This window comes from Flavobacterium sp. PL02 (assembly GCF_035013205.1).
GTDB lineage: Bacteria > Bacteroidota > Bacteroidia > Flavobacteriales > Flavobacteriaceae > Flavobacterium.
Map to the genome: position 1 here is coordinate 1,459,017 of NZ_JAYGJP010000001.1, position 23,822 is coordinate 1,482,838.

A 23,822-nucleotide genomic window follows, 5' to 3' on the forward strand; every position below is an offset into this window, starting at 1 on the left:
ATTTTTAATCTAATGTACTTAAATATTCATAAACTCTGTGTGTAGGAAGCCCCATAACGTTGGTATAAGACCCTTCTACTTTTGCAACTCCTACAAAACCAATCCATTCCTGAATACCATATGCGCCAGCTTTATCGTATGGTTTGTAATTTTTGAGATAATATAAAATGGCTTCATCGCTCAATACTGTAAAGGTAACCTTTGTAGTTTCGTTTATAACAACCGATTTTTCATTGGTCCTAAAACAAACAGAAGTAATTACATCATGAGTTGTATTCGATAATGATTTTAATATATTAAATGCATCTTCTTCGTCTTTTGGTTTACCCAAAGCTTTATCATTATGCCAAACAATTGTATCACTTGTAATCAGGATTTCGTTTGGTTTTAATTGACCGTCAAAAGCTGCTGCTTTAAGTTCAGCCAGATAATCGGTAATTTCGCTTCCTTTTAATTCTGGAGGAAAGATTTCTTCTACATCTTTTAATCTAATTTCGAAATCTAGATCCAGGTCTTTAAAAAATTGCTGACGTCTAGGTGAGCCCGAAGCCAGTATTAAAGTATATTTTTCTAATTTTTGCTTAAGCATTGTATTTAATATTAAGATTGATGATTAAAATAGACAGGATCCCGAAGAATAAAATCCATTTTAAAACTGCGCTCAAATGATGAAACTCTTTATTGGTTTTGGCAGTGATTATTTTTGCTATAAAGTAAAATAGTGGTGCCAGCACAAATACAAACGCATATAATGTAGCGATGTACAGATTATAAGCTACAAAATAATTATTGATATAAATTAGTAATAAACCGATTGGAATTATTGCAAGCGCAAAAACTACTTTGGCAGTTCGGCTTGTGCCAATTGCGATAGGTAATGTCTTCATCCCTTGATTATAATCGCCATTTGCATCTTCGATGTCTTTTACAATCTCACGTATAAAATTAATTATAAAAGCAAATATGGCATAATCTAAAAGAATAGAGAACATACTCGCCATTTGTGCTCTATTGCCGACGTCTGTAGCAGGAAAAATATCAAAAACTCCGATTATTATAACACTAAAAGATAATACTAAGGCAACAACAACATTGCCCAAAATCATGATTTGTTTTAAAGTTGTAGAGTAAAAATAAAGACTGGCAGCAATTAGAATAAAAAGGGTTGCAAAACCTGGTCTCATAATTACATTAGATAAATAAAACCCAATAGCAACTCCTGTAATATTAAGCGCTACGTATATGTTATATGCAGCAGTTTCAGAAATGCTTTTGCCAACTACAACATCGCTTGGTTTATTAATTAAGTCAGTTTCCTGATCAAAAATATTATTTATAACATATCCAGCTGCCGCAATTAAAACAGTGCTTAAAACCAATAAACCATACTGCCAATCGGCTAATGCCAACGGTATATTTTGCAATTTTAAGAAACCATAACGAAATAGTATTTGCATAAATGCAAGCATTAATAGGTTTTGGTAGCGAATGAGTTTGAGGTATTTCATTTTTTTTTAAGGTTCAAAGGTTTTCTGTAGAGGTGCACCGCAGTGCGTCTATAAGAGATCCAAAGGGACAAAGGTTTCTCGTAGAAGCGCACAGCTGTACGTATTTATGCGAGAATCTAAGGTTCTAAGTTTTTTGTATTGCGTGAATTACGGATTATTTATATTATATACTACACGCATTAAGTCTTACTTCTTGCATCTATCATCTTTTTATCTACCATTTCACAATTAACAATTAAACTAATCGTGTTTTCCGTTAAAATGCTCCATCCATTTCCCTTGTACTTTCATAACTTGTTCTATTACATCGCGTGCAGAACCTTTTCCGCCTTTTACGTGTGAGATATAACGACAAATTGTTTTTATTTCTGGGCTAGCATCTTGCGGGCAAGTAGGTAATCCTACCAGTTTCATTACGTGGTAATCAGGGATATCATCACCCATGTATAATACGTGCTCAGGATTAATGTTGTATAATTCGGTATATTCTTTAAAAGTTTCAACTTTATCCGGAGTTCCTAAATGAATATCTTTAATTCCAAGATTGCGTAATCGTACACGTACACCTTCATTGCTACCGCCAGAAATAATACATACGTTATACCCACTTTCTACAGCCGCTTTCATAGCATAACCATCACGAATATTCATCGTACGAAGAATTTCTCCTTCATTGGTTACAAAAACCGAACTATCAGTAAGTACTCCGTCAACATCAAAAATAAAAGTAGTGATGTCGTTCATTATTTCTTTATAACTTTTTGCCATTATTTTGTATAGATTTTGTTAGTAATGTATATATGTTTTTTTGATTTTCATCAGATAAATAACTCAAATGAGCTTTAATTGTTGTAGCATCTTTACGTTTTGCAGGTCCTGTTTGAGCATCAATAGGAGGAAGCGTATTGATTTTATTAGCTGTTTCGGCTATTAAAGGCTTAAGGATTTCGAAAGAAACGCTATGTTCCGTGCAAATTTCCTGTCCGATTTGGTATAGGTGATTGGTGAAATTATTTACAAAAACGGCAGCTACGTGCAATGCTTTTCTTTGTTCAGAATTGATAGGATATACGGCATTCGAAATGATCTTAGCAAGCTTTTCGAGTACTAAATAATCGGTTCTGTTTTCGGCTTCCAAACAAAGCGGAACCTCCTTAAAATTGACTTCTTTATTTTTTGTAAATGTTTGTAAAGGATAAAACACCCCACTTCGGTTTTTTATATTAATTGCTTGTAATGGAGCAGTTCCTGATGTATGAGCAACCAGTTTATTTTTAAAAGGTAATTGCTCCGAAATAGTAGAAATAGCATCATCAGAAACAGCAATAATATACAAATCGGCTTCTTTTAAAAGAGCCAAATCAGTTACAATTTTGCTAGAATCGAGTAGAGGAGATATCACTTTTTTTGTTCTGGAATACACCTGAATAAGTTCAATCGCACTACTTTTTGCGAAAGCATTTATTAAATGTTGGGACACATTTCCCGAGCCAATTAGTGTTATTTTAATCATATTGCAAAATTAGCATTTTTTTTTAAAGGACTCTCGTTACAAAGTAAGTTCGTACAGAAACTCTTTTTGGTAAGAAAAATAGCTCTTTGTAGCTTGCTAAAGTGCTTTATTTTGGATATTATTAACAAATCCACGAATATCTGAATCAACATTTTTGAGTACTTTTGTGCCACTTTATAAAATGTAATTCCTCAATAATGGATAAAAAAATATTCTCCTTTTTGTTTTCTACACGATTAATGGCTGTCCTTTTTTTAACATTTGCAATTGCAATGGGAGTTGGGACTTTTATCGAAAGTAAATACAATACCGATACCGCTAGAATTTTTATTTACAATGCATGGTGGTTTGAGGTCATAATGGTCTTCTTCTTAATTAACTTCTTCGGAAACATAAAAAGATATCAATTACACAAAAAAGAAAAATGGGCTACCCTAATGGTGCATTTGGCTTTTATATTTATCCTTTTAGGAGCATTCATAACACGTTACATTAGTTACGAAGGAATGATGCCAATACGCGAAGGCGCTGCCGAAAATCAAATCTATTCAGATAAAACATTCATTACCATTTTTGCCGATGGAGAGTACAAAGGCGAGATGAAACGCCGTGTTTTCGAGAAAAGCTTACTATTATCTCCAGTTGCCGATAACGATTTTAGTATTTCGGGTAAATTCAACGAAACTCCATTTGAAGTTGAGTATAAAGATTTTATCATGGGAGCAAAAGAGGTTATAAAACCAGATCCTAGCGGAATCGTATATTTAAAACTAGTAGAAGCTGGTGAAGGCGGGCGAGAAGAACATTTTCTTAAAGACGGAGAAGTTCAAAACATACACAACGTTCTGTTTGCATTAAACAAACCTACAGACGGAGCTATCAATATTAATACAACAGGCGAAACCTATACGATACAAACCCCTTTTGAAGGAGATTTTATGCGTATGGCCGATAAACTTAAAGGAAAAGTAACTAAGGATAATGTACAGCCATTAATGATGCGTTCATTATACAGCATTGGCGATATCCGAATTGTTTTCCCAGATCCAGCCGTAAAAGGAGTTATAGCTTATGAATCTAATAATGATTATAAAGCCAAAACCCACGAAGACGCATTAATTGTAAAATTAACAGCCGAAGGACAAGAAAAAGAAGTAACCTTATTAGGGTCTAAAGGTAAAATTGGAGACTTTAAAACAGTTAAAATCGGAAATATCGATTACACATTCTTCTACGGAAGTAAAGCTTACGTATTGCCATTTAAGGTTAAACTGAATGATTTTATTGCTCAAAAATATCCAGGAACCGAGAAAAGTTATTCTTCGTTCGAAAGTAAAGTTACCGTTATAGATTCAAGTAAAACATTTGATGCCAGAATTTATATGAACCACGTATTAGATTACAGAGGATTCCGCTTCTTTCAATCTTCATTTGATCCAGACGAAAAAGGAACAGTATTATCTGTAAACCACGATTTCTGGGGAACTAATATCACCTATTTAGGTTATTTTATGTTATTCTTCGGGTTAATGGCAATCATGTTTACCAAACATTCTCGTTTTGCCGACTTAAAACGCAAACTAGAAGTGGTGAAAAATAAAAAAGCAAAACTAATTACTATTTTAGTATTAATGTTGAGCTTTAACGGATTTGCACAAGAACAACATGATCACGACCATGACCACGATCATGCGGCACATAGTACAGACCCAAATCATGACCATGCGAAAGATCATAAACATGATCATGCACCACAAAGCACAGATCCAAACAATCATGCAAATCATGTAACAAGACCACCAAGTCAGAAACAACTTGATTCGTTAATAAATATCTATAAAGCGCCAAAAGAGCATGCTGCTAAATTTGGACGTTTAATCATTCAGGATGCAGGCGGAAGAATGAAGCCTATTAATACTTTCTCATCAGAATTATTGAGAAAAGTAAGCCATGACGATACATATAACGGAATGAATTCAGACCAAGTATTTTTGTCAATGACACAATACGCACAGGTTTGGATAGAGATCCCGATTATATACATAAAATCAGGAAATGATAGTATTCGTAAAATTATAGGAGTTGATAAAGATGCAGGATTTGCACCTTTTATTAAGTTTTTTGACGAAAAAGGAAACTATAAATTATCACCTTATTTAGATGCGGCTTATAAAGCAGCAAATCCGAATCAATTTGAGAAAGATTTTATCGAAACCGATAAAAAAGTAAACCTTATGGAATCGGCTTTAAGCGGAAGTATGCTTAAGATTTTCCCGATACCAAAAGATCCAAACAATAAATGGATTTCATACCTTGAGATTAGTAATGCTGGTTTAAAAGGAATGGACGAAACGTACGTAAAGCAAATACTACCAATGTATTTTGCTGCTTTAAACAACGCTTCGATAACCAAAGATTTTAAACAAGCCGATGAGTTACTAGAAAGTATTAATGGGTTCCAGAAGAAATTTGGAAGCAAAGTACGACCAAGCGAAGAGAAAATTACATCAGAGTTATTGTATAATAAATACGATGTGTTTAAAAAGCTTCCGTATTGGTATATTACAGCTTCAATCCTGATGCTTATTTTTACAATTCTGAATATTTTCTTCGAGAAAAAGTCATTAAGAATAACAGTTAATGTTTTCCATATAATTATTGGAGCCTTATTTGGGTTGCATACATTAGGATTAATAGCACGTTGGTACATTTCAGGACACGCACCATGGAGTAATGCTTACGAGTCTATTATATATGTAGCCTGGGCAACAATGTTCTTCGGGTTGGCTTTTGACAGAAAATCTAAGCTTACCGTAGCATCATCTGCATTTGTAACAGCAATGATCCTAATGGCAGCGTATATGAACTGGATTGACCCAGAAATAGCCAATTTACAGCCAGTTCTTAACTCATACTGGTTAATGATACACGTAGCAGTAATTGTTGCTAGTTACGGACCATTTGCATTAGGAATGATATTAGGATTTGTATCGTTGGTGTTAATATTCTTTACCAATAAGAGCAATAAAGCCAAAATGGATTTAAATATCCAGGAAATTACCTATATCAACGAAATGGCATTAACAATCGGATTGATTATGCTAACCATAGGAAACTTCCTTGGAGGACAATGGGCCAATGAAAGTTGGGGACGTTACTGGGGATGGGATCCAAAAGAAACTTGGGCATTAATTAGTATTATGATTTACGCATTTGTAATTCACGCTCGCTTTGTACCAGCCCTACGCGGAAAATGGATATTTAACCTAATGAGTATGTTTGCGTTTATCTCAATCTTATTTACATATTACGGAGTAAACTTCCACTTAGTAGGATTACATTCATACGCAAGCGGAGAAGCGCATTCACTAGACTGGATTTGGTATTCATTAGCAGCAATTACCTTAATAGGAGCTGTGACATACCCAAAATACCGCAAGTATTATAAAAAATAACAGATTATTAATTCACATAAAAAGGTTCAACTGCAAAGTTGAACCTTTTTTTATTTAGCATTTTTCTTAGTAACAGTACAGCTTTGCGAACTTTGCGTAAAAGCTTGCGTTCATTGCGGTAAAAAAAACTTAGTCTCTTAGCTACTTAGTATCTTTATTCCTAAAATTAGAAGCTATTTCCTGCTGTCCACTATATCTTTTTATTTTTAAAGAAAAAATAAAAAGGATGCCGCTCCCATCAGGGCTAGGACACCCGTTTTCATGATAAAGCAATCAATATAACTCTGCTTAATCAGCTAAATCTGCGAGAGTCATTGAGAAACGGGACTCCATCGATATCAAACCGATTAGTAATAACTCTCCAAACTGTTTAGAGTTACTAGTGGAGACCCTTCCTTCGTCAGGGTGACAAGATTGAGAGATGCTGTGGTAAAACTAACTGCAAAGAGTGCAGGGATTTATACACAAACTAAGCAACCTTAGAACCTTTGCAACTCAGAACCTTAGTACCTTTTAAAAAAAATCCGTTTTTATCCGCGTTTTCGCCCAAGCGAATCAGTTAAATCCGCGTCCAAAACCAGAGTAAGTTGCTCTCCAAACTGTGTAGAGTTACTAGTGGAGACCCTTCCTTCGTCAGGGTGACAAGATTGAGAGATGCTGTGGTAAAACTAACTGCAAAGAGTGCAGGGATTTATGCAAAGTTCACAAAGAAAACCTCACAAAGATTTATACACAAACTAAGCAACCTTTGAACCTTTGCAACTTAGAGCCTTAGTATCTTTAAGAAAAAGAACCTTAAAAAAAGAACCTTTTCCTAAACCAAAAAGCAACATTAACCAAAGCAATCAAAGCGGGAACTTCGACTAATGGGCCAATTACGCCAGCAAAAGCTTGTCCGCTATTGATTCCGAAAACCCCAATGGCAACAGCAATCGCAAGTTCAAAATTGTTTCCAGTAGCTGTAAATGCAATTGCAGTAGCTTTAGAATAATCGGCGCCAAAATATTTTCCTGTAAAAAAGCTAAATACAAACATTATTGCAAAATAAAGCACGAGCGGAATAGCAATTCGTATAACATCCATTGGGATTTGTACAATTAATTCTCCCTTTAGGCTAAACATTATTAATATGGTAAAAAGCAAAGCAATCAATGTAATAGGGGAAATAGCAGGCACATATTTAGTCTCAAACCAAGTGATACCTTTTAGCTTAATAAGAATATAACGACTACCAATACCAAGTGCAAAAGGAATCCCTAAATAAATACCAACGCTTTCGGCAATTTGACCTATGGAGATATTTACATTAAAACCCGTATATCCAAAGTAAGGAGGTAAAACAGTAATAAAAAACCAAGCATAAATGCTATAAAGCAAAACCTGAAAAATACTGTTTAGTGCAATTAATCCAGCAGCATATTCACGGTTTCCATCGGCAAGATCATTCCATACAACAACCATTGCAATACATCGGGCTAAACCTATTAAGATCAAGCCAATCATATATTCAGGATAACCATTTAAGAATAATAAAGCCAAACCAAACATTAAAAAAGGACCTACAACCCAGTTAAGAAAAAGAGAAGCACCCAATACACGAGTGTTTTTAAAAACTTCACCCATGAGTTCATACTTAACTTTTGCTAGCGGAGGATACATCATAAGTATTAAACCAATTGCTAGCGGAATATTGGTAGTTCCGCTAGAGAAAGAATTGATAAAATCTCCGCTAGACGGAACAAAATAACCAATAGAAACCCCAGTTGCCATGGCAATAAAAATCCAAAGCGTTAAAAAACGATCAAGAAAACCTAACTTTTTTCTTTCGATAGTAGGGGCGCAAGTATTTGCAGACATATTATTTGTTTATTTGTGAGAAAACATAAAACATTTCGGTAGCAATTTGCAAACTGCGCTCCTGATATTTCTCAAGTTGTAAAGGTGTATTATCAAATGCTTTTGGGTCTTCATAAGTAATCGGAATTCGCTTCTCGGCACCAGCAATAAATGGGCAATCACCATCGGCTTGAGAACATGTCATGATAGCCGCAAATTTGCTATCGGGATTGAAACTAGCGTCAAATGGTTTAGAAAATCCAATAACAGGATGTTCATTCGATGCAAATTTTATTGAATAAACAGGGTTTTCTCCCTCAGAAATAGCTTCGATTTTAAAACCAGATTTTTCTAATGTTTTTACTACCATTGGATACAAAGCTGTGGCTTCAGTTCCTCCCGAATAACTAGAAACGTTTTTTATGTCAAAATGTACCGCTGCAGTTTGCGCCCAAACTTGAGCCAGATGACTTCTTCTTGAATTATGAGTACAAATAAAAACAAGCCTGGTTTCTTGTAGCGTATTTACTTTATCTTGTATATAAACGATTAAAGGCAGCAAAGCATTCTTTCGTTCATTGGGAATAGATTTAAAATCAAAAGAACGAATTGTGTTTTCGATTTCAGGAAATAGTATGCTCATATTTAAGAGATTCAGAGATTAGCAACAACTACCGCCCGGAGTACAAGAACTAGATTGATTTGATATATCCGAAAGACGAACTTTTGGTTTTTCAGATGGAATTCCGCATTGATCTTGAGCCAAGCAAGCCGTTTGTTTATTTAGTAAAACAAAATCTTTACCATTAAAGCCTAAATCATATTTACCGATAGTAGTATCTTGATATTCAACTTCAATTTCAAAATCTTCGATCCCGATAGCTATCGGGACTAAAACCTTTTCCGAAAGTTCGATGATATGAACTAGTTTTTGAGGTTTTAATCTATGTTCGTAATCATTGGCGTCCCAAAGTTGAAAGTTTACAACCGTTTCCTTGCGAACAGTCCCGCCACAATCGATAAAATTCTTGGTTATTAAACCAACTTCAGTTACGTGAAAATATTCGGGTACAAAAGTCCCATTTGGAAGCTGAAAATTAATAGCTTCAACTGTTTTTAAGATGTTTTTAATTTCTGAAAGTTTCATAATTTTTATTTTTTAATATTTAACAACATTCATTATTTCTTTTCTCCAAATGCGTTTCAACATGTTGGAAAAAGACTTTAATTTTTTCAAATCCCGATTCGTTAATGCAATAGCAAATAGCGTTTCCTTCGATATTACCTTTTATTAAACCTGCATTTTTAAGCTCTTTAAGATGCTGAGAAACCGTAGGCTGCGATAGAGGTAATTCGTTTACGATATCACCGCAAATGCATGCATTTACTTTTAGTAAGTATTCAATAATGGCAATTCTAGCAGGGTGACCCAATGCTTTTGCCAGAATAGCAAGTTCGTTTTGGTTGTCTGTAAAGAAATCTGATTTAGTTGCTCCCATTGTTATATTTTTATATTGCAATATTACGATATAGATTTTAGAAAATAAATAAAATTAAGAAGAATTTATTATAATTGGTTTGTTTTGATGTGAGTAGACTTAAAAATTAGAGTATAAAAAACAGTATTCTTTAAATCGATTTTAGGCGATAATAGTAGTTATTCTGGGGGAGAAATAAATTCTGAATTAAGTATTTTTGTTACAGATTTAAAATGATCATTCATAGACTAAAAAATATATAGATATTATTAATTCAAAAAATATGATAAGACAAATTGCCGAAAAATTATTAGGGCGTTCATTAACAAACAATGACGGATTTGATGTAGAAACAATTGAAAATGCAGAAACGAAACTAGGACAATCAATACCAGTAATACTGAAAGAGTTTTATATTACCGTAGGTAAATTGGATATTTTTATGTCTTCATTTCAGCGATTTCTAAAACCCGAAGATTTGTTTTATGAAGATGGAAAATTAGTTTTTCTAGAAGAAAACCAAATGGTTTGTTATTGGGGAGTTAATATAACAGATACTTTAGTTTATCAAACTCAAAATATAGATAATGCAATATGGAATTCAGAAGAAATATTGCTTTCAGATTTTTTACAAATGATAATGTACGGACAATGCGCAGAAGGTGGCTATCCGTTTTCTGGTGCAATTTATGACATGGATCAGGATGAGTTATCAGAATTTATAGAAGAGATAACCACTAAAGATTGGCAAAAAGTTGTAGATCATAATAACTGGATTATTTATGAAAATGACAGAAAGCTAATTTGGTATTTTACAGATGATAATGGGAACTTATCAGAAGATTATCCCTTATTTGTTTCAACTCCAACCAAAGAAGACTTTTTGAAGATGGAAGAAGAGTTTGGTTTTTCAGATTTAGATTGATTTTTTTATAAGGTTCTGAGGTACTAAGAGACAAAGGTTCAAAGGTTGCATAGTTTGTGTAAAAAAAATAATCGCAAAGGGCACAAGGTTTTACGCAAAGTTCGCAAAGCTATTGTGATTATTTTATGTGCAAACTATGCAACCTTTGAACCTTTGCAACTCAAAACCTTAGCTCCTTTAAAAAACCTTTGAACCTTAGCTTCTTAGTTCCTCAGAACCTTTATTTCTCAGAACCTCCAAAAAATCCTTTTGGAAACATAATTGCCAGTAAAACGCAAATCAGTAAAAAGTTATATTCCATTCCGTTTCTTCCGCCACCTACAACAAACCATCCTTCTTGAAAATGAACCAGAATAATCCCCATAATAAGAACTAAAATAGTAACGATTGCAGCAAAGTTGATGTATTTATTGATAAGCAAAAGTACAGCAGCTACAATGTGTGATAGTTTTATAGACCAAGCGAGAAATACACCAAAAGGAGCAAACCCAATTTGGTTTAAATAGAGATTCCCAAAATTATTAATGCCATTGTCGAATATTCCGAAAACGCTGTGTGTAAGTAAGATAATCGCAACTGCAACTCTTAAGATTAATGTACTGTTCATAAATTGGTTTAGTTATTGGTTAGTTTAGATTTTAAAAATAATAAAAAAACGCATATTAATTTGTTTTAATATGCGTTTTGAATTTTTATAATAAGTTGGTTTTTAAACCTTTCCTAAAGTATATAATTGATCCATTGTAGGACTTGGACTTCCGCCTTCAGGTTCGAGTGTGATTCCAAAAGCTTCGGCATAACCAGTATTTTCTACCTTGAATATTTTTTGATTGTTAGAGTCAAATTCAGTCAACAAACCAATGCTTGTAGGAGTAAGTACAGGACTTAATTTTAAAGCCCAAACCTGATATACTTTTCCTTTTGGAGGTTTTGGTAATCCAGCAGCATCAATATAAGTTACTTTAGTGTCTTTATTCCAATATGCTTTGGCAAAAGATTGTGGCGCAACTGCTTGTCCGCCCAGTGTAACTCCAGTGTTTTTTATATCCCTTACAATCGATAAGTTTTTCTCGGTGATTTTGCTTTCTTGGTCTAAGAGTGCATATTCACTTTTTAATTTATCTTTTTCACTACCTACAACTTCTATTGCTTGTTTTGTTTGGGTAAGTTGCACATACTGATAAGCAAAACCTAATAAGAAGAGTACAGCCGCTGCCCAACCAACATATTGAGACCAAGTAGAAGCTGGTTTCATATCGACAACCTTGCCGTGTTTAAGTTCTAGTTTAGCTTTAATTTTAATTTTTTCAAAATTAGCTACCGAATGAAAAGGAGAAAAACTTGAAGACAATGCAACTATTGCTTTTTCAATCGCAATAATCTCATCATTAATTTCATCATGTTTTTTAGCCATTGCGGCTACTTCTATGCTTTCAGACTCTGTAAGTAATCCGTAAACATAAAGCTCTAAAATTCCTGATTCTATATATTCTTTTGTTTCCATTATAATTTCAAATAAATTCGTAAGTCGTTAATACAATTTCTGTTTTGCGTTTTTATAGTTCCCAAAGGCATCGCAAGCTCTTCTGAAGCTTCTTGTTGCGTATATCCTTTAAAGAATAATAAATCGATTATTGCAATACATTTAGGTTTTAGTTTTTTTACAAACTCATGAATACCAATAGTATCTATTTTATTGACGAGTTTGTTACTGTCGTCAAGTAGATGTACGAAATTATCTGAAGAAAGGTTTTTTTGACTGTTATTGAAATTTTTTGATCGAAGTTTATCAATGGATGTATTCCTGGCAATATTAAGGATCCAGGTATAAAATCGACCTTTACTTTCGTGGTAAGAATCGATGTTTTTCCAAATTTTAACAAATACTTCCTGAAGCACATCTTCGGCTTCTTCTCTATTTTTTATAAGAACATTAATTACAGCAAATAAACTTTTGGAATACATATCGTAGAGATGTGTAAAAGCTTTTTCGTCTTTCTTATAAATTAATACTAATAACTCTTCTTGACTCATATTCTATAGATTTAGGGTGAATAAACGCATGAACTTTAGTTTATAAATGGGGAATATTGGTAAAGTTGGTATAAATATAATTCAAAAATTTAAAGAAATTGTAATTTATTTCTAACAAGAAAACTTCCTAAATACGTGAAAAATAAAATATTACCTTTTTTTTATTTTTTTAAAACCAAACTCAAACCAATCTCGTATATACAAAATAATGAAGGTCTGAATGGGGGATAATTTAGACTTAAATATTTGTTTTTAATCAGGGATAGGTTTCCATTCTAATGTATTTAGGATAGTAATGGTAAATATGGGGGATAATATTTTGCCATTTTCTACAGAGCAGATGAAGGAACGAATTCGGAAACCTTTTCCTAATTAAATTGCATTCTACTTCAAAATTCCATTCACCAAAAGTTAGATTTAACCACAAAACGCTTAAAATTGAGTTATTAATGTCGTTTAAGGTTTTAAATTAAAGTTCGACTTGGCGATGAGTTATAAAAAGAATATTTTTGCCAAAAAAAATGTAAGAATAATCAATTCAAAATCTTGCATGCAAAAATAATTCAGATTATAAAATTCCCCAATGAAAAAATATTTATTAATACTCCTGATGACCTTTGGGTTAAAAAGTTACAGTCAAATTTTAAAAGGTATTGTGGTTGATGTAAATGGAAACACTATTGAAAATGCCTATATTTTTAATACAAAATCCGAAAGTCACGCACATACTAACGAAATTGGAAATTTTAGTATCGAGAAATCTACCATTGGAGATGTTTTAAAGGTTAGCGCTTTGGGATATAAAAAGACAACCTACACAATAACTGACTCAGATATCATAATTGCGCTAGAAGACGATAGTTTTAAATTAGATGAAGTTGTAATTCAGCCTAAAGTACTAGCTATGAATGTGATTTCGAAGATAGATTTGGAGGTAACTCCAGTAAACTCTTCGCAAGAAATTTTACGTAAAGTGCCAGGATTATTTATTGGACAGCATGCTGGAGGAGGAAAAGCCGAGCAAATGTTTTTAAGAGGGTTTGATATAGATCACGGAACTGATATTGCAATTACAGTTGACGGAATGCCTGTAAATATGGTTTCGCATGCACACGGACAAGGATACTCAGACTTGCATTTTGTGATTCCAGAAACGGTAGATAAAATAGATTTTGGTAAAGGAGCATATTATGCCAATAAAGGCGATTTTGCAACAACAGGATATGTTGATTTTAAAACCAAAGACAAACTAGAAAATAGTAGTATCGGTGTCGAAGTAGGACAGTTTAATACCTTTAGAACCGTTGGTTTATTTGACTTATTAGGAAAACAAAAAAAGCAAAGCGCTTATATTGCTACCGAATATATTATAACCGATGGCCCTTTTGATTCTCCTCAAAACTTTAATAGAGTAAATTTATTAGGTAAATATTCGGCGATACTTAATGATAATAGCAAAATATCGATTTTAGCCTCACGTTTTTCGAGCAAATGGGATGCATCAGGACAAATTCCGCAACGATTGGTAGATCAAGGGATAATTTCGAGATTTGGATCTGTAGATGATACAGAAGGAGGAAACACATCTAGAACAAACTTTAATGCTTCTATTCATAAAATAATTGACGAAAACACATTCTTAAAAGCCAATGCTTTTTATACCAATTATGAGTTTGAATTGTATTCTAATTTTACTTTTTTCTTAAATGACCCAGTAAATGGAGATCAGATTAAGCAAAAAGAAAATAGAAATATTTATGGAATGAATGCCGAATTGAACAAAAAGGTTAAAACAGATAAATTAGATTTAGGTTTTCAATGGGGAGTTGGATTTCGTAGTGACGCTACAACCGATTCTGAACTTTCGCATACACTAAACAGAAGAACCGTTTTAGAACAAATTAAGTTAGGAGATATCGATGAGTCTAATCTTTTTACTTATTTAAATTCTGAGATAAACATTGGAAAACTGATTATAAACCCAGCTGTAAGAGTCGATTATTTTAAGTTTAATTATCAGGATAAATTAACGATAGATTACAAAACACAATCAGAGAATAAAGTGAGAGTTTCGCCTAAGCTTAATTTTATTTATACTCAAAACAATAATTTACAGTATTATCTTAAATCGGGTTTTGGTTTTCACTCTAATGATACTAGGGTAGTAGTGGCTAATAAAGGAATAGATATTTTACCTATTTCTGTTGGAGCAGATTTAGGAACAATCTGGAAACCATTCCCTAATTTAATCGTAAACTCGGCTTTATGGTATTTATATTTACAACAAGAGTTTGTGTATGTTGGTGATGCAGGAATTGTTGAGCCAAGCGGTAAAACCAGGCGTATGGGAGCAGATTTAGGTTTGCGTTACCAATTAAACCAATGGTTGTATTTTGATTTTGATGGAAATTATACCTATGCTCGTAGTATAGATGAACCTAAGGGAGAAAACTATATTCCGTTAGCACCAGATTTTACGACAACAGGAGGATTAAGTTTTCATAAATGGAACGGGTTTTCGGGAGGAATACGTTACCATTACTTAAAAAATCGTCCTGCCAATGAGGATAATTCTATTGTTGCAGCAGGTTATTTTGTATGTGATATGAATGTGAATTATGATTATAAAAAATTCACTTTTGGAGTTTCAATCGATAATTTATTTAATACAGCATGGAATGAAACCCAGTTTGCAACGGAATCGAGATTAAAAAATGAGCCAGAAAGTGTCGAAGAAATACATTTTACGCCAGGAACTCCCTTTTTTATGAAAGGAAGAATTATATACAAATTTTAATAAGATAATTTAATTTGTTTGTTAAAGAAGCCTAACGTTTATAGCGTTAGGCTTCTTTGGTTAATTAACAATTGTTCATCATAAAATAAAGTGAAGAACGAAATCAGGTAAATCAAATTTGATTAATTTTATAAAAAATTTAATTATGAAAAATATATTGTTTCTATTCTGTGGAGTTATGTTTTTATTTAGCTGTCAGAATCAAGCACAAACTAAAAAAAATAAAAACAGCAAAAGCGAAAACGTCATGGAAAAACAAACCATTTATCAGTTTAAAGTAGAAGACTTATCAGGAAATCCGTTTGATTTTGCTTCTTTAAAAGGGAAAAAGATAATGATTGTAAATACAGCTTCAAAATGTGGATTAACGCCACAATACAAGGATTTAGAAGCGATTTACAAAGAATATAAAGATAAAGGTTTTGTAATTGTTGGGTTTCCTGCAAATAACTTTGCCTCACAAGAACCAGGTACAAATGAAGAAATTGGCGCTTTTTGCCAACAAAATTACGGCGTTACTTTTCCTATGATGGACAAAATCTCAGTAAAAGGAGATGATATGAACGAAGTATATAAGTTCTTAACTCAAAAATCTAAAAACGGAGTGCAAGATTCAGAAGTAGAGTGGAACTTTCAGAAATACCTAATCAACGAAAAAGGAGAATTAGTAAAAGTAATCTCTCCTAAAACATTGCCAACTGATCCAGAAATTATCAATTGGATTAAAAGCTAATTAGCATTTAAAAAATAAAAAAAAAGCGATTTTCATTATTGAGAATCGCTTTTTTTTTATGGGTAAAAGTCTATTTATTTAAGTGATTTAGATTCTTATTTTTAATCGCAAACAAAATAGAAAGTAAGGATAATGTGATGAGTATTAAACCAAAATTTTGAACTAATCCAGAAATAGCCAACCCAATTCCTATTAGAACATAATACATTAGTCCAAATAAAGCACCAGCAGTACCTGCAACATCTTTGTATTTAATTAGAGCCTGACTTAATATATTTGGAATTGCCAGACCATATGCTACGATAATTAGCATCATAGGTATTAAAAAGTATAAACTATGTTGTAATAATAGAACTCCTAAACTCCCTAAAGATGCAATTATTGTCGCAATTAGAATTAGACGATCAGCAGAAATGTTATTATGAATCAGTTTTTTATTTATCATACTACCTATAAAAGAGCTTATCGCTAAGATAATCCCACTATATCCAAACTGAGTTGAATTGTATCCTAATTTTTCAAAGATAAATGGAGTAAGCGAATAATAGCTAAATAACATTATGTTAAAGACACTAACCAAAAAGGTGTTTAACCAAATAGATTTATCATTAAGTAACTTAATCAGGGTTATTTTGAAGTTAAGCTTGTTTGCTGAGTCTTTTTTTGTTTCAGGAAGAAATTTAAAGGACATTAAGCTCAATATAAAAGCTAGTAGCAGGAGAATTGAAAAAACTCCAATATGTCCATATTTTTCAGCAGCTATTCCTCCAGTTATAAGCCCAATGACAGGACTAATGGAAAGTGCGATTCCTACTATCGAAAATACTTTACCAAGTTCTTTTTTATCATAAATATCTCTGAGGATAGTTTGTGTTACTACAGAACCAACTGCTGCTCCAAAAGCTGATATTATTCGGGCAATTAGGATTATATTAAAATTGCTGGCTAATATGGCAAGAATTGACCCAATTGTGTAGATGATTAAGCCAGAAAGCATAGACTTCCGCCTTCCAATTTTATCAGATAGGATGCCCCAAAATACAACGCCAAGTGCAAACGCGATAAAATATATTGATATGGTTTGGGAAGCTTCTTTATTACTAACATCAAATTGCTCGACTATACTTGGTAGCGCAGGACTATAAATTGTCTCTACAAATTGAGGAAACATTATTAAAACAATCAATATAGTTATAGTTGGTTTCTTTTTCATTGTGGTTCAATTGTAATTATTTTTTATTTTTAGCAAAAGTATCTTTATGATTTAGTATCTTATTAACGACATTAAGACTAAAAACATCAAAATAAGGACAAATGGCATTCATTTTAAAAGACAGTTATTTTAATCCTGATGATTTAGAGGCATCAGTTATTGGTATTGCATCAGATTTTACTAATCATGATTCGGGGTTGCATCAGCATGAAAAGGCACAATTTTTATATGCCCCAAGTGGTTGTATTACAGTTATTAGTGAAAACAAAAAAAGTATTTTGCCTCCCACTATGGGAGTATGGCTTCCTGCAAATTTTCCACATAGAGTCATTACCCGAAATGTTGTGGCTTATCGTTCTATATATTTTGATACCGCTTTGTTCCCGGAAATACCTGTAGGATTAACAATTTTGAATGTAAATAATTTATTAAAAGAGATAATAGAAAGAATCTCTTTTTGGGAATGGGATATGCCTTTTGATTTGCAAAAAAATGTATTATCTGTTTTTTGGGAAGAGTTTTATAGTGCTGCAAAAGAAAATCTAACATTAATAGTTCCTCAGGATTTAAGAATTAAACCATTTGTAGAGCATTGGAATCTGGGAGAATCGCTACCACCTTTTTTAAAAAAATTAGCCATAGATGCTCTTGTAAGCGAAAAAACAGTAAGTCGTATCTTTTTAAAAGAGACTGGCATGTCATATCAGGAATGGAGGCAACAATGGCGGCTTCAAAAAGCAATTGAATTACTGGCTGAAGGTAAAAATGTTGGCGAAACGGCTTATGCTCTCGAATTTTCAAGTGATAGCGCTTTTATCGAATTCTTCAAAAAATATTTAAGAGCAACACCAATGAAGTATTTTCAATAACCTTAATTTAATAATTTCGGGTATCAACAAAGTTTATTCTTCATGAATAAGAGGTGTTGTATCAGGTCATTACTTTAAGAGCTCTTGTTTTAAGGGCTCTTTTTTTATTGTAATACTTGTATGAATAATTTTTATATTTACGTAGTGCATTTAAAAAATGTCTTAATCTGATATTTTTTAAACATATTGAGCCGAAAATATTGTTTCATTTTGCAGTCTGGTTTTTTAGAAATAGAAGATAAATAACCAGATTAAGTAGTATTGACTCTATCATTGCCCCGCGATAGTTGATTAATAAAATACAATCCATTAGATTTTTCATTTAAATATGGAGGTTTTTTGAAATTAAATTAACGCAAAACCAACTTTGTTTTGTAAAAGGCTTAAGTAAAAAATTCATGAAGAAAATCACACATCATTACGGGGTAGAGTTGGACTGGGTAGAGCCCCTGGCAAATCAACTTGAAGGAAAGGTTGATGGTAATTTTATTGTGGTACCAGATCATATTCATACAGGTTATAGGTATTTTTTAAGTTGTGACTTTGGAATCTCAGCACTTTATCTGGATGTTTTGTATCATTCAGACATTCATTACAGGCAAGAGAATAAAACAGATGATTTTATAGGTGTTTATTATAATCTTACCGAAGGAGAAGCAGTTTTTGTATCAAATGGTTTATCGAGTCCTATTGGCAGGTGGAATTATAATTTAGCTTTTGTAGACAGTAGCTTATATCATGATTACTTTGTTAAATCAGGTAGTCAGGTGCTTTCGCTTTGTATTTTTATAAAAAAAGAAGTGATAAAAGGGTATTTTAAAAACAATCCTTCTATAAAAGATCATGCAGATGATATTTTTAATCCAGAGCTTAATACGATAGTTAAATTAACAAGGATGACTAATGAAAGTTATAATCTTTTGATGAATTTAAAGGCTCAGAAGCCTGAGGATGGATCTTTTGAGCTACACTTAAGGGGTACGGTACAAAATCTTCTGGCAGAATATATAGAAAAAATGATTCTGGATGAGATTGTAGTCGACACTGTCAATGAGATTGATTTGGGTAGTATCATAAAATCACAAGCCTATTTAATTGAAAATTTAAATCACACCTTTCCAAGTATCAATTTCTTGGCGCAAGAGGCAAATATGTCCGAATCAAAGTATAAAAGCCTATTCAAGAAGATTACAGGAATGACTCCTAATTCTTTTTTCTTAACCAATAAACTCTTAGAAGCCAAACGACTTTTACATGAAAAACAATTAACGATAGCTCAAGTTTCACATGAATTAAATTTTACCAACAATTCTTATTTTACTGCTAAGTTCAAGGAATTATTCGGAATGTCTCCAAAGGATTTTATTAAACAACTGCAATAATGATCGAAATTAGTCACACTTATACTTTAACATCGGTATGGCAAAAACAACTTGTAAAACAACTTATTGAGCAACTTGGAGCAGAGTTAATAGATGATAAATTCTTGCAGATGCCTAAAAAAGTTGGAGATGGAGGTTTTTACTATACCGAGGTTGTTCCTGGACTATCTGTTGTAATTTGGGATTTAATATTTAAAGAAACTATTCTTATAAGAAAACTTAAATCCGATGAGGCTTTATATATAATTCATTATGATTTTAGCGATGAGATGAATCTAATTCATATTCAGGGGATAAAACATAAAATAGGATATAAAGCAAATTTAGGTTTAGGAGTATTTGATAATGCTATTGATAAGGTTTTTCAACCTGTTGTGGGAGAAAGGGTTTTTGCGATGCGATTATTGGTTGCTAAGGATTTATTAAAATTTTCGGTAGTAAACGGAGCTATAAAAGATGTTAATAAGCGTAAAATAAAAAGCGGAAAAAACACACTTTTTTTTTATGATCATATAGATAGTGAAAGCAAGGTCATTATGCACGCTATTAAAAGTAAATCCTTTCTGGATCCTGCTTTTGAAATATATTTACGAGGAGTAGCGCTTAGATTACTGGCAACATTTATTGATCGGTATTCTAATCTTGCACCCATGCTTCATCATATACCAGAAAGAGAGGCGGAAATTTTGAATACTACCAAAGATTATTTGTTGGATAATTTATATACAGGGTTTGTTGGAGTTGAATTTTTGGCTGATATGGCAGGAATGTCAGTTTCAAAATATATGTCTTTGTTTAAAAAAATGTTTATTAGTCCCCCGAATAATTTCTTTGTAAGAGAAAAAATGATTCTAGCCAGTGAGCTTCTTAAAAGCGGCAAGTTTGATTCATTGCTGGATATTTCTCAAGAACTAAATTATACCAAGCTAAGTTATTTTACTTCAAAATATGTTCAGCAATTCGGAAGAAAGCCTTCTGAAGATTTTGTTAAAGCCTCTTATTAAATCTTTTTATTCGACTCTGTTTTACTACTTCTTTTTGTTTAATAAATAATTCGCATTTATTTGATATTTAGATGCTTGTTGTTTGCTTAATATTCAAAGTATGTCTTATTCTGTTACTTTTTAAACATATTGTGTCAAAAAGTTTGTGTCATTTTGCATTCTAAATTATTTAGTAATGGGAAATAAAAGAATAAGGCTAATACTAGTAGCACTATTGGTATATAGTGCTGCTTGGGCGCAGCAAGATTCGCAATACACACAATACATGTACAATACAACAAGTATAAATCCTGCTTATGCGGGTTCACGTGGCGTAATGAGTATTTTTGGTTTGCATAGGAATCAGTGGGTTGGGTTAGATGGCGCTCCGCTTACCAATGTCATATCTTTTAATACGCCTATTAACAATAGTAATGTTGGTTTAGGAATATCGGTTATCAATGATCAGATAGGACCAATGACTGAGAATGACATTGCGGTCGATTTCTCTTATACAATTAATACTTCGGTTAACTATAAATTATCTTTTGGGTTAAAAGCTACGGCAGGTTTACTTAATGTCGATTACACCAAACTAAATATTTATGATCCTTTAGATCCCAATTTTCAAGATAATATCGATAATAAGTTTTCTCCAAATATTGGAGCAGGAGTTTATTTACACTCAGATAAATTTTATGTTGGATTATCGATTCCAAAAATATTACAGAATAGTTATTTTGATAAAAGTGCCTATAGCTATGTTGCCAAAGAGCGCATAAACTATTATTTAATGGCAGGATATGTTTTCGATTTAGACTACAATTTAAAATTCAAACCCTCCTTATTGACAAAAATGGTTGATGGAGCTCCTTTACAAGTGGATATATCGGCTAATTTTTTATTCGATGATAAATTCACCGCTGGAGTTGCTTATCGCTGGAGTGCAGCTTTAAGTGCAATGGTAGGTTTTCAGGTATCTGATGGTTTGTTGATTGGCTATGCTTATGATGCCGAAACGACTAAGTTGGCAAATTACAACTCGGGTTCACATGAGATTTTTCTACGGTTTGAGCTTTTTAAAAATTATACCAGAATCATTTCTCCCCGATTCTTTTAAGATCCAATTTATTACAAAATAGAACTACATATGAAACTAAAATTACTATTTATATTTCTGTTCAGTATCAGTATTGCTTTTGCTCAAAAGAGAGAAGTTAAAGCAGCAGATAAAAACTATGATCAATTTGCTTATATCGATGCTATAAAGGTTTACGAAAATATAGCGGGGAAAGGATATAAATCGACGGACTTATTTCAGAAACTAGGAAATGCATATTATTTCAATGGTGAATTGGCGAAAGCCGAAAAATGGTACACAGCACTTTTTGATTTAAAAGAAACCGTACCAACAGAGTATTACTATCGTTATGCACAAAGTTTAAAAGCGATTGGAGATTATAAAAAAGCTGATGCAATATTGGATCAATTCAGCCTGAAATCTGGTCAGGATAGCAGAGCTCAATTGTATAATAAGCAAAAGGACTATCTGGAAGTGATTAAGAAAAACTCAGGAAGATATATTGTAGAGAATGCAGGAATCAACTCAGAATATTCGGATTATGGAACTAGTTTTCTAGGTAATCAACTGGTTTTTACTTCGGCAAGAGATACAATGGGATTTGTAAAGCGCAGAGATAAATGGACAAATCAATCGTTTACCAATTTATATGCTGCAATTATTGATGATAATGGACATCTAAGTACTCCGAAACGATTTTCGGAAGTAATAACCACTCATGTAAACGAGTCAACTCCGGTATTTACCAAAGATGGGAAAACGATGTATTTTACCCGAAATAATTTCTTGGATGGGAAGAATCAAAAAAGCAAAGAGAAAATGATTCTTTTAAAAATATACAGAGCAGTTTTAAAAGATAATAAATGGACAAATGTTGTCGAATTACCTTTTAACTCCAATGAATATAGTGTAGCACATCCGGCGCTTAGTCCAGATGAGAAAACATTTTACTTTGTTTCGAATATGCCCGAAACCAAAGGAGATTCGGATATATTTAAAGTATCGATTAATGCTGATGGAAGTTTTGGAACCCCAGAAAATTTAGGAGATAAAATTAATACTGAAGGAAAAGAAACATTCCCTTTTATTTCGGAGGCAAATGAATTGTATTTTGCTTCGAATGGGCATCCTGGATTAGGCGGACTGGATATTTTTGTATCTCCATTAGAAAAAAACAATACCTACCAAAGAGTATTTAATATTGGGGCACCAGTAAACAGCAATAATGATGATTTTGCTTTTTGGATTAATTCGCAATCCAAACATGGTTTTTTCTCGACAAATAGAGAAGGCACTCTGGGTTATGATGATATCTTCAAACTAAAAGAGAAACTTCCCTTAACCTATAATTGTGACCAAGAACTTGTAGGTATTATTACCGATGATGTTGCAGGGATGCCTTTGGCTAATGTACAAGTACAATTATTCGACTCGAAATTTAATTTATTAAAAGAGGTTTATTCCAATGATAACGGAGCATATACTCATGAAGTTGTATGCGAAGAAAATTATTATGTACGTGTTTTACAGAAAGACTACGAAACAAAAGAAGTTAATGTTACGACTTCTCAAATTAAAGGAAAAACACAACAAGATTTTGCTTTAAGTAAAAAAGTAAAAACAATTACTACAGGAGATGATTTAGCAAAAGTTTTTGGGATCTCTAATATTCATTTCGAATTAAATAAATCGAATATTAATCCAATTGCAGAGCATGATCTAGCCAAGATTATAGCTGTTATGAATGAATACCCGACAATGAAAGTTGACATTCGTTCTCATACAGACAGTCGCGCAAGTATAGCTTACAACCAAAAACTATCAGAAAAAAGAGCGCAGGCTACTATGAAATATTTGATTAAAAAAGGTATTGATAAAAGCCGACTAACGGCAAAAGGATATGGAGAATCACAATTGATAAACAGTTGTAATGATGGTGTATCGTGTACAGAAGAGCAACATCTAGCCAATAGGCGTAGTGAGTTTATTATAAATATGGGTAAATAGAAATTATT

The 23,822-nt window shown here is 32.7% G+C and carries 21 protein-coding genes; 9 read left to right on the forward strand and 12 right to left on the reverse strand.

Annotated elements, in window-relative coordinates; genetic code table 11:
* Nucleotides 1–4: 4 nt before the first annotated feature.
* The 4 genes from SHI72_RS06190 to SHI72_RS06205 all read right to left on the reverse strand — a co-directional run bounded on the left by SHI72_RS06190 (nt 5) and on the right by SHI72_RS06205 (nt 3,021).
* Entirely contained in the window at nt 5–589 is a 585-nt protein-coding gene (locus tag SHI72_RS06190; protein ID WP_323489385.1) for a Maf-like protein, read from the reverse strand.
* Nucleotides 582–1,508: a geranylgeranylglycerol-phosphate geranylgeranyltransferase gene (locus SHI72_RS06195; protein WP_323489386.1), complete on the reverse strand. Its 927-nt coding sequence runs from the start codon at nt 1,506–1,508 to the stop codon at nt 582–584. Before SHI72_RS06195 ends, SHI72_RS06190 begins: the two co-directional genes overlap by 8 nt.
* A gap of 240 nt (nt 1,509–1,748) precedes the next feature.
* On the reverse strand, nt 1,749–2,276 hold the full coding sequence (locus SHI72_RS06200; RefSeq protein ID WP_039114264.1) for a KdsC family phosphatase: 528 nt from the start codon (nt 2,274–2,276) through the stop codon (nt 1,749–1,751).
* Nucleotides 2,260–3,021, reverse strand: a complete 762-nt coding sequence (locus SHI72_RS06205) for a Rossmann-like and DUF2520 domain-containing protein (RefSeq protein ID WP_039114263.1) — start codon at nt 3,019–3,021, stop codon at nt 2,260–2,262. The genes SHI72_RS06200 and SHI72_RS06205 overlap by 17 nt, the downstream gene beginning before the upstream one ends.
* A gap of 197 nt (nt 3,022–3,218) precedes the next feature.
* On the opposite strand from SHI72_RS06205, the gene ccsA reads away from it, so the two are divergent.
* Entirely contained in the window at nt 3,219–6,476 is a 3,258-nt protein-coding gene (gene ccsA, locus SHI72_RS06210) for a cytochrome c biogenesis protein CcsA (RefSeq protein ID WP_323489387.1), read from the forward strand.
* Nucleotides 6,477–7,271: 795 nt separating this feature from the next.
* Here ccsA and arsB read toward each other — a convergent pair.
* From arsB to SHI72_RS06230, 4 genes are read right to left on the reverse strand one after another with little or no spacing between them, the layout of a single operon-like run.
* A complete protein-coding gene (gene arsB, locus SHI72_RS06215) occupies nt 7,272–8,333 on the reverse strand; it encodes an ACR3 family arsenite efflux transporter (RefSeq protein ID WP_323489388.1) in 1,062 nt (353 codons plus the stop codon).
* 1 nt (nt 8,334) lies between these two features.
* Entirely contained in the window at nt 8,335–8,955 is a 621-nt protein-coding gene (locus SHI72_RS06220) for a protein-tyrosine-phosphatase (RefSeq protein WP_323489389.1), read from the reverse strand.
* A gap of 18 nt (nt 8,956–8,973) precedes the next feature.
* On the reverse strand, nt 8,974–9,459 hold the full coding sequence (locus SHI72_RS06225; protein WP_323489390.1) for a DUF6428 family protein: 486 nt from the start codon (nt 9,457–9,459) through the stop codon (nt 8,974–8,976).
* Nucleotides 9,460–9,478: 19 nt separating this feature from the next.
* Nucleotides 9,479–9,811: an ArsR/SmtB family transcription factor gene (locus SHI72_RS06230; protein WP_039114258.1), complete on the reverse strand. Its 333-nt coding sequence runs from the start codon at nt 9,809–9,811 to the stop codon at nt 9,479–9,481.
* A gap of 262 nt (nt 9,812–10,073) precedes the next feature.
* Here SHI72_RS06230 and SHI72_RS06235 point away from each other — a divergent pair, with 262 nt between their 5' ends.
* Entirely contained in the window at nt 10,074–10,715 is a 642-nt protein-coding gene (locus SHI72_RS06235) for a hypothetical protein (protein ID WP_323489391.1), read from the forward strand.
* A gap of 220 nt (nt 10,716–10,935) precedes the next feature.
* On the opposite strand, the gene SHI72_RS06240 is transcribed toward SHI72_RS06235, so the two are convergent.
* The 3 genes from SHI72_RS06240 to SHI72_RS06250 all read right to left on the reverse strand — a co-directional run bounded on the left by SHI72_RS06240 (nt 10,936) and on the right by SHI72_RS06250 (nt 12,749).
* The gene (locus tag SHI72_RS06240) at nt 10,936–11,322 is read right to left on the reverse strand and encodes a DoxX family protein (protein WP_039114256.1); all 387 of its coding nucleotides are present in this window, start codon (nt 11,320–11,322) and stop codon (nt 10,936–10,938) included.
* A 102-nt stretch (nt 11,323–11,424) separates the two neighbouring features.
* On the reverse strand, nt 11,425–12,219 hold the full coding sequence (locus tag SHI72_RS06245; protein ID WP_323489392.1) for an anti-sigma factor: 795 nt from the start codon (nt 12,217–12,219) through the stop codon (nt 11,425–11,427).
* A complete protein-coding gene (locus SHI72_RS06250; RefSeq protein ID WP_039114254.1) occupies nt 12,219–12,749 on the reverse strand; it encodes an RNA polymerase sigma factor in 531 nt (176 codons plus the stop codon). The genes SHI72_RS06245 and SHI72_RS06250 overlap by 1 nt, the downstream gene beginning before the upstream one ends.
* A 583-nt stretch (nt 12,750–13,332) precedes the next feature.
* Between SHI72_RS06250 and SHI72_RS06255 the strand changes: the two genes are divergently transcribed.
* The gene (locus SHI72_RS06255; RefSeq protein ID WP_323489393.1) at nt 13,333–15,546 is read left to right on the forward strand and encodes a TonB-dependent receptor; all 2,214 of its coding nucleotides are present in this window, start codon (nt 13,333–13,335) and stop codon (nt 15,544–15,546) included.
* 145 nt (nt 15,547–15,691) lie between these two features.
* Complete coding sequence (locus tag SHI72_RS06260; RefSeq protein WP_039114252.1) at nt 15,692–16,279, forward strand: glutathione peroxidase; 588 nt, start codon at nt 15,692–15,694, stop codon at nt 16,277–16,279.
* A gap of 70 nt (nt 16,280–16,349) precedes the next feature.
* On the opposite strand, the gene SHI72_RS06265 is transcribed toward SHI72_RS06260, so the two are convergent.
* A complete protein-coding gene (locus SHI72_RS06265; protein WP_323489394.1) occupies nt 16,350–17,492 on the reverse strand; it encodes a multidrug effflux MFS transporter in 1,143 nt (380 codons plus the stop codon).
* 101 nt (nt 17,493–17,593) lie between these two features.
* Here SHI72_RS06265 and SHI72_RS06270 point away from each other — a divergent pair, with 101 nt between their 5' ends.
* The 5 genes from SHI72_RS06270 (at nt 17,594) to SHI72_RS06290 (ending at nt 23,814) form a co-directional block, all read left to right on the forward strand.
* Nucleotides 17,594–18,361 carry an AraC family transcriptional regulator gene (locus tag SHI72_RS06270; protein ID WP_039120059.1) on the forward strand — a complete coding sequence of 256 codons (768 nt, stop codon included), beginning with the start codon at nt 17,594–17,596 and terminating at the stop codon, nt 18,359–18,361.
* A 398-nt stretch (nt 18,362–18,759) separates the two neighbouring features.
* A complete protein-coding gene (locus tag SHI72_RS06275; RefSeq protein ID WP_039114249.1) occupies nt 18,760–19,743 on the forward strand; it encodes a helix-turn-helix domain-containing protein in 984 nt (327 codons plus the stop codon).
* Complete coding sequence (locus SHI72_RS06280; protein WP_323489395.1) at nt 19,743–20,747, forward strand: AraC family transcriptional regulator; 1,005 nt, start codon at nt 19,743–19,745, stop codon at nt 20,745–20,747. Before SHI72_RS06275 ends, SHI72_RS06280 begins: the two co-directional genes overlap by 1 nt.
* A gap of 175 nt (nt 20,748–20,922) precedes the next feature.
* Entirely contained in the window at nt 20,923–21,846 is a 924-nt protein-coding gene (locus SHI72_RS06285) for a type IX secretion system membrane protein PorP/SprF (RefSeq protein ID WP_323489396.1), read from the forward strand.
* Nucleotides 21,847–21,876: 30 nt separating this feature from the next.
* Entirely contained in the window at nt 21,877–23,814 is a 1,938-nt protein-coding gene (locus SHI72_RS06290; protein ID WP_323489397.1) for an OmpA family protein, read from the forward strand.
* Nucleotides 23,815–23,822 lie beyond the last annotated feature (8 nt).

Excerpts from the sequence above, each read along its gene's own strand:
- SHI72_RS06240 (WP_039114256.1), bottom strand. The coding sequence starts at position 11,322 with ATGAACAGTACATTAATCTTAAGAGTTGCAGTTGCGATTATCTTACTT.
- SHI72_RS06250 (WP_039114254.1), bottom strand. The coding sequence starts at position 12,749 with ATGAGTCAAGAAGAGTTATTAGTATTAATTTATAAGAAAGACGAAAAA.
- SHI72_RS06255 (WP_323489393.1), top strand. The coding sequence starts at position 13,333 with ATGAAAAAATATTTATTAATACTCCTGATGACCTTTGGGTTAAAAAGT.
- SHI72_RS06260 (WP_039114252.1), top strand. The coding sequence starts at position 15,692 with ATGAAAAATATATTGTTTCTATTCTGTGGAGTTATGTTTTTATTTAGC.
- SHI72_RS06275 (WP_039114249.1), top strand. The coding sequence starts at position 18,760 with ATGAAGAAAATCACACATCATTACGGGGTAGAGTTGGACTGGGTAGAG.
- SHI72_RS06220 (WP_323489389.1), bottom strand. The coding sequence starts at position 8,955 with ATGAGCATACTATTTCCTGAAATCGAAAACACAATTCGTTCTTTTGAT.
- SHI72_RS06270 (WP_039120059.1), top strand. The coding sequence starts at position 17,594 with ATGGCATTCATTTTAAAAGACAGTTATTTTAATCCTGATGATTTAGAG.
- SHI72_RS06280 (WP_323489395.1), top strand. The coding sequence starts at position 19,743 with ATGATCGAAATTAGTCACACTTATACTTTAACATCGGTATGGCAAAAA.
- SHI72_RS06190 (WP_323489385.1), bottom strand. The coding sequence starts at position 589 with ATGCTTAAGCAAAAATTAGAAAAATATACTTTAATACTGGCTTCGGGC.
- SHI72_RS06225 (WP_323489390.1), bottom strand. The coding sequence starts at position 9,459 with ATGAAACTTTCAGAAATTAAAAACATCTTAAAAACAGTTGAAGCTATT.
- arsB (WP_323489388.1), bottom strand. The coding sequence starts at position 8,333 with ATGTCTGCAAATACTTGCGCCCCTACTATCGAAAGAAAAAAGTTAGGT.
- SHI72_RS06265 (WP_323489394.1), bottom strand. The coding sequence starts at position 17,492 with ATGAAAAAGAAACCAACTATAACTATATTGATTGTTTTAATAATGTTT.
- SHI72_RS06290 (WP_323489397.1), top strand. The coding sequence starts at position 21,877 with ATGAAACTAAAATTACTATTTATATTTCTGTTCAGTATCAGTATTGCT.
- SHI72_RS06200 (WP_039114264.1), bottom strand. The coding sequence starts at position 2,276 with ATGGCAAAAAGTTATAAAGAAATAATGAACGACATCACTACTTTTATT.
- SHI72_RS06235 (WP_323489391.1), top strand. The coding sequence starts at position 10,074 with ATGATAAGACAAATTGCCGAAAAATTATTAGGGCGTTCATTAACAAAC.
- ccsA (WP_323489387.1), top strand. The coding sequence starts at position 3,219 with ATGGATAAAAAAATATTCTCCTTTTTGTTTTCTACACGATTAATGGCT.
- SHI72_RS06245 (WP_323489392.1), bottom strand. The coding sequence starts at position 12,219 with ATGGAAACAAAAGAATATATAGAATCAGGAATTTTAGAGCTTTATGTT.
- SHI72_RS06285 (WP_323489396.1), top strand. The coding sequence starts at position 20,923 with ATGGGAAATAAAAGAATAAGGCTAATACTAGTAGCACTATTGGTATAT.
- SHI72_RS06230 (WP_039114258.1), bottom strand. The coding sequence starts at position 9,811 with ATGGGAGCAACTAAATCAGATTTCTTTACAGACAACCAAAACGAACTT.
- SHI72_RS06205 (WP_039114263.1), bottom strand. The coding sequence starts at position 3,021 with ATGATTAAAATAACACTAATTGGCTCGGGAAATGTGTCCCAACATTTA.
- SHI72_RS06195 (WP_323489386.1), bottom strand. The coding sequence starts at position 1,508 with ATGAAATACCTCAAACTCATTCGCTACCAAAACCTATTAATGCTTGCA.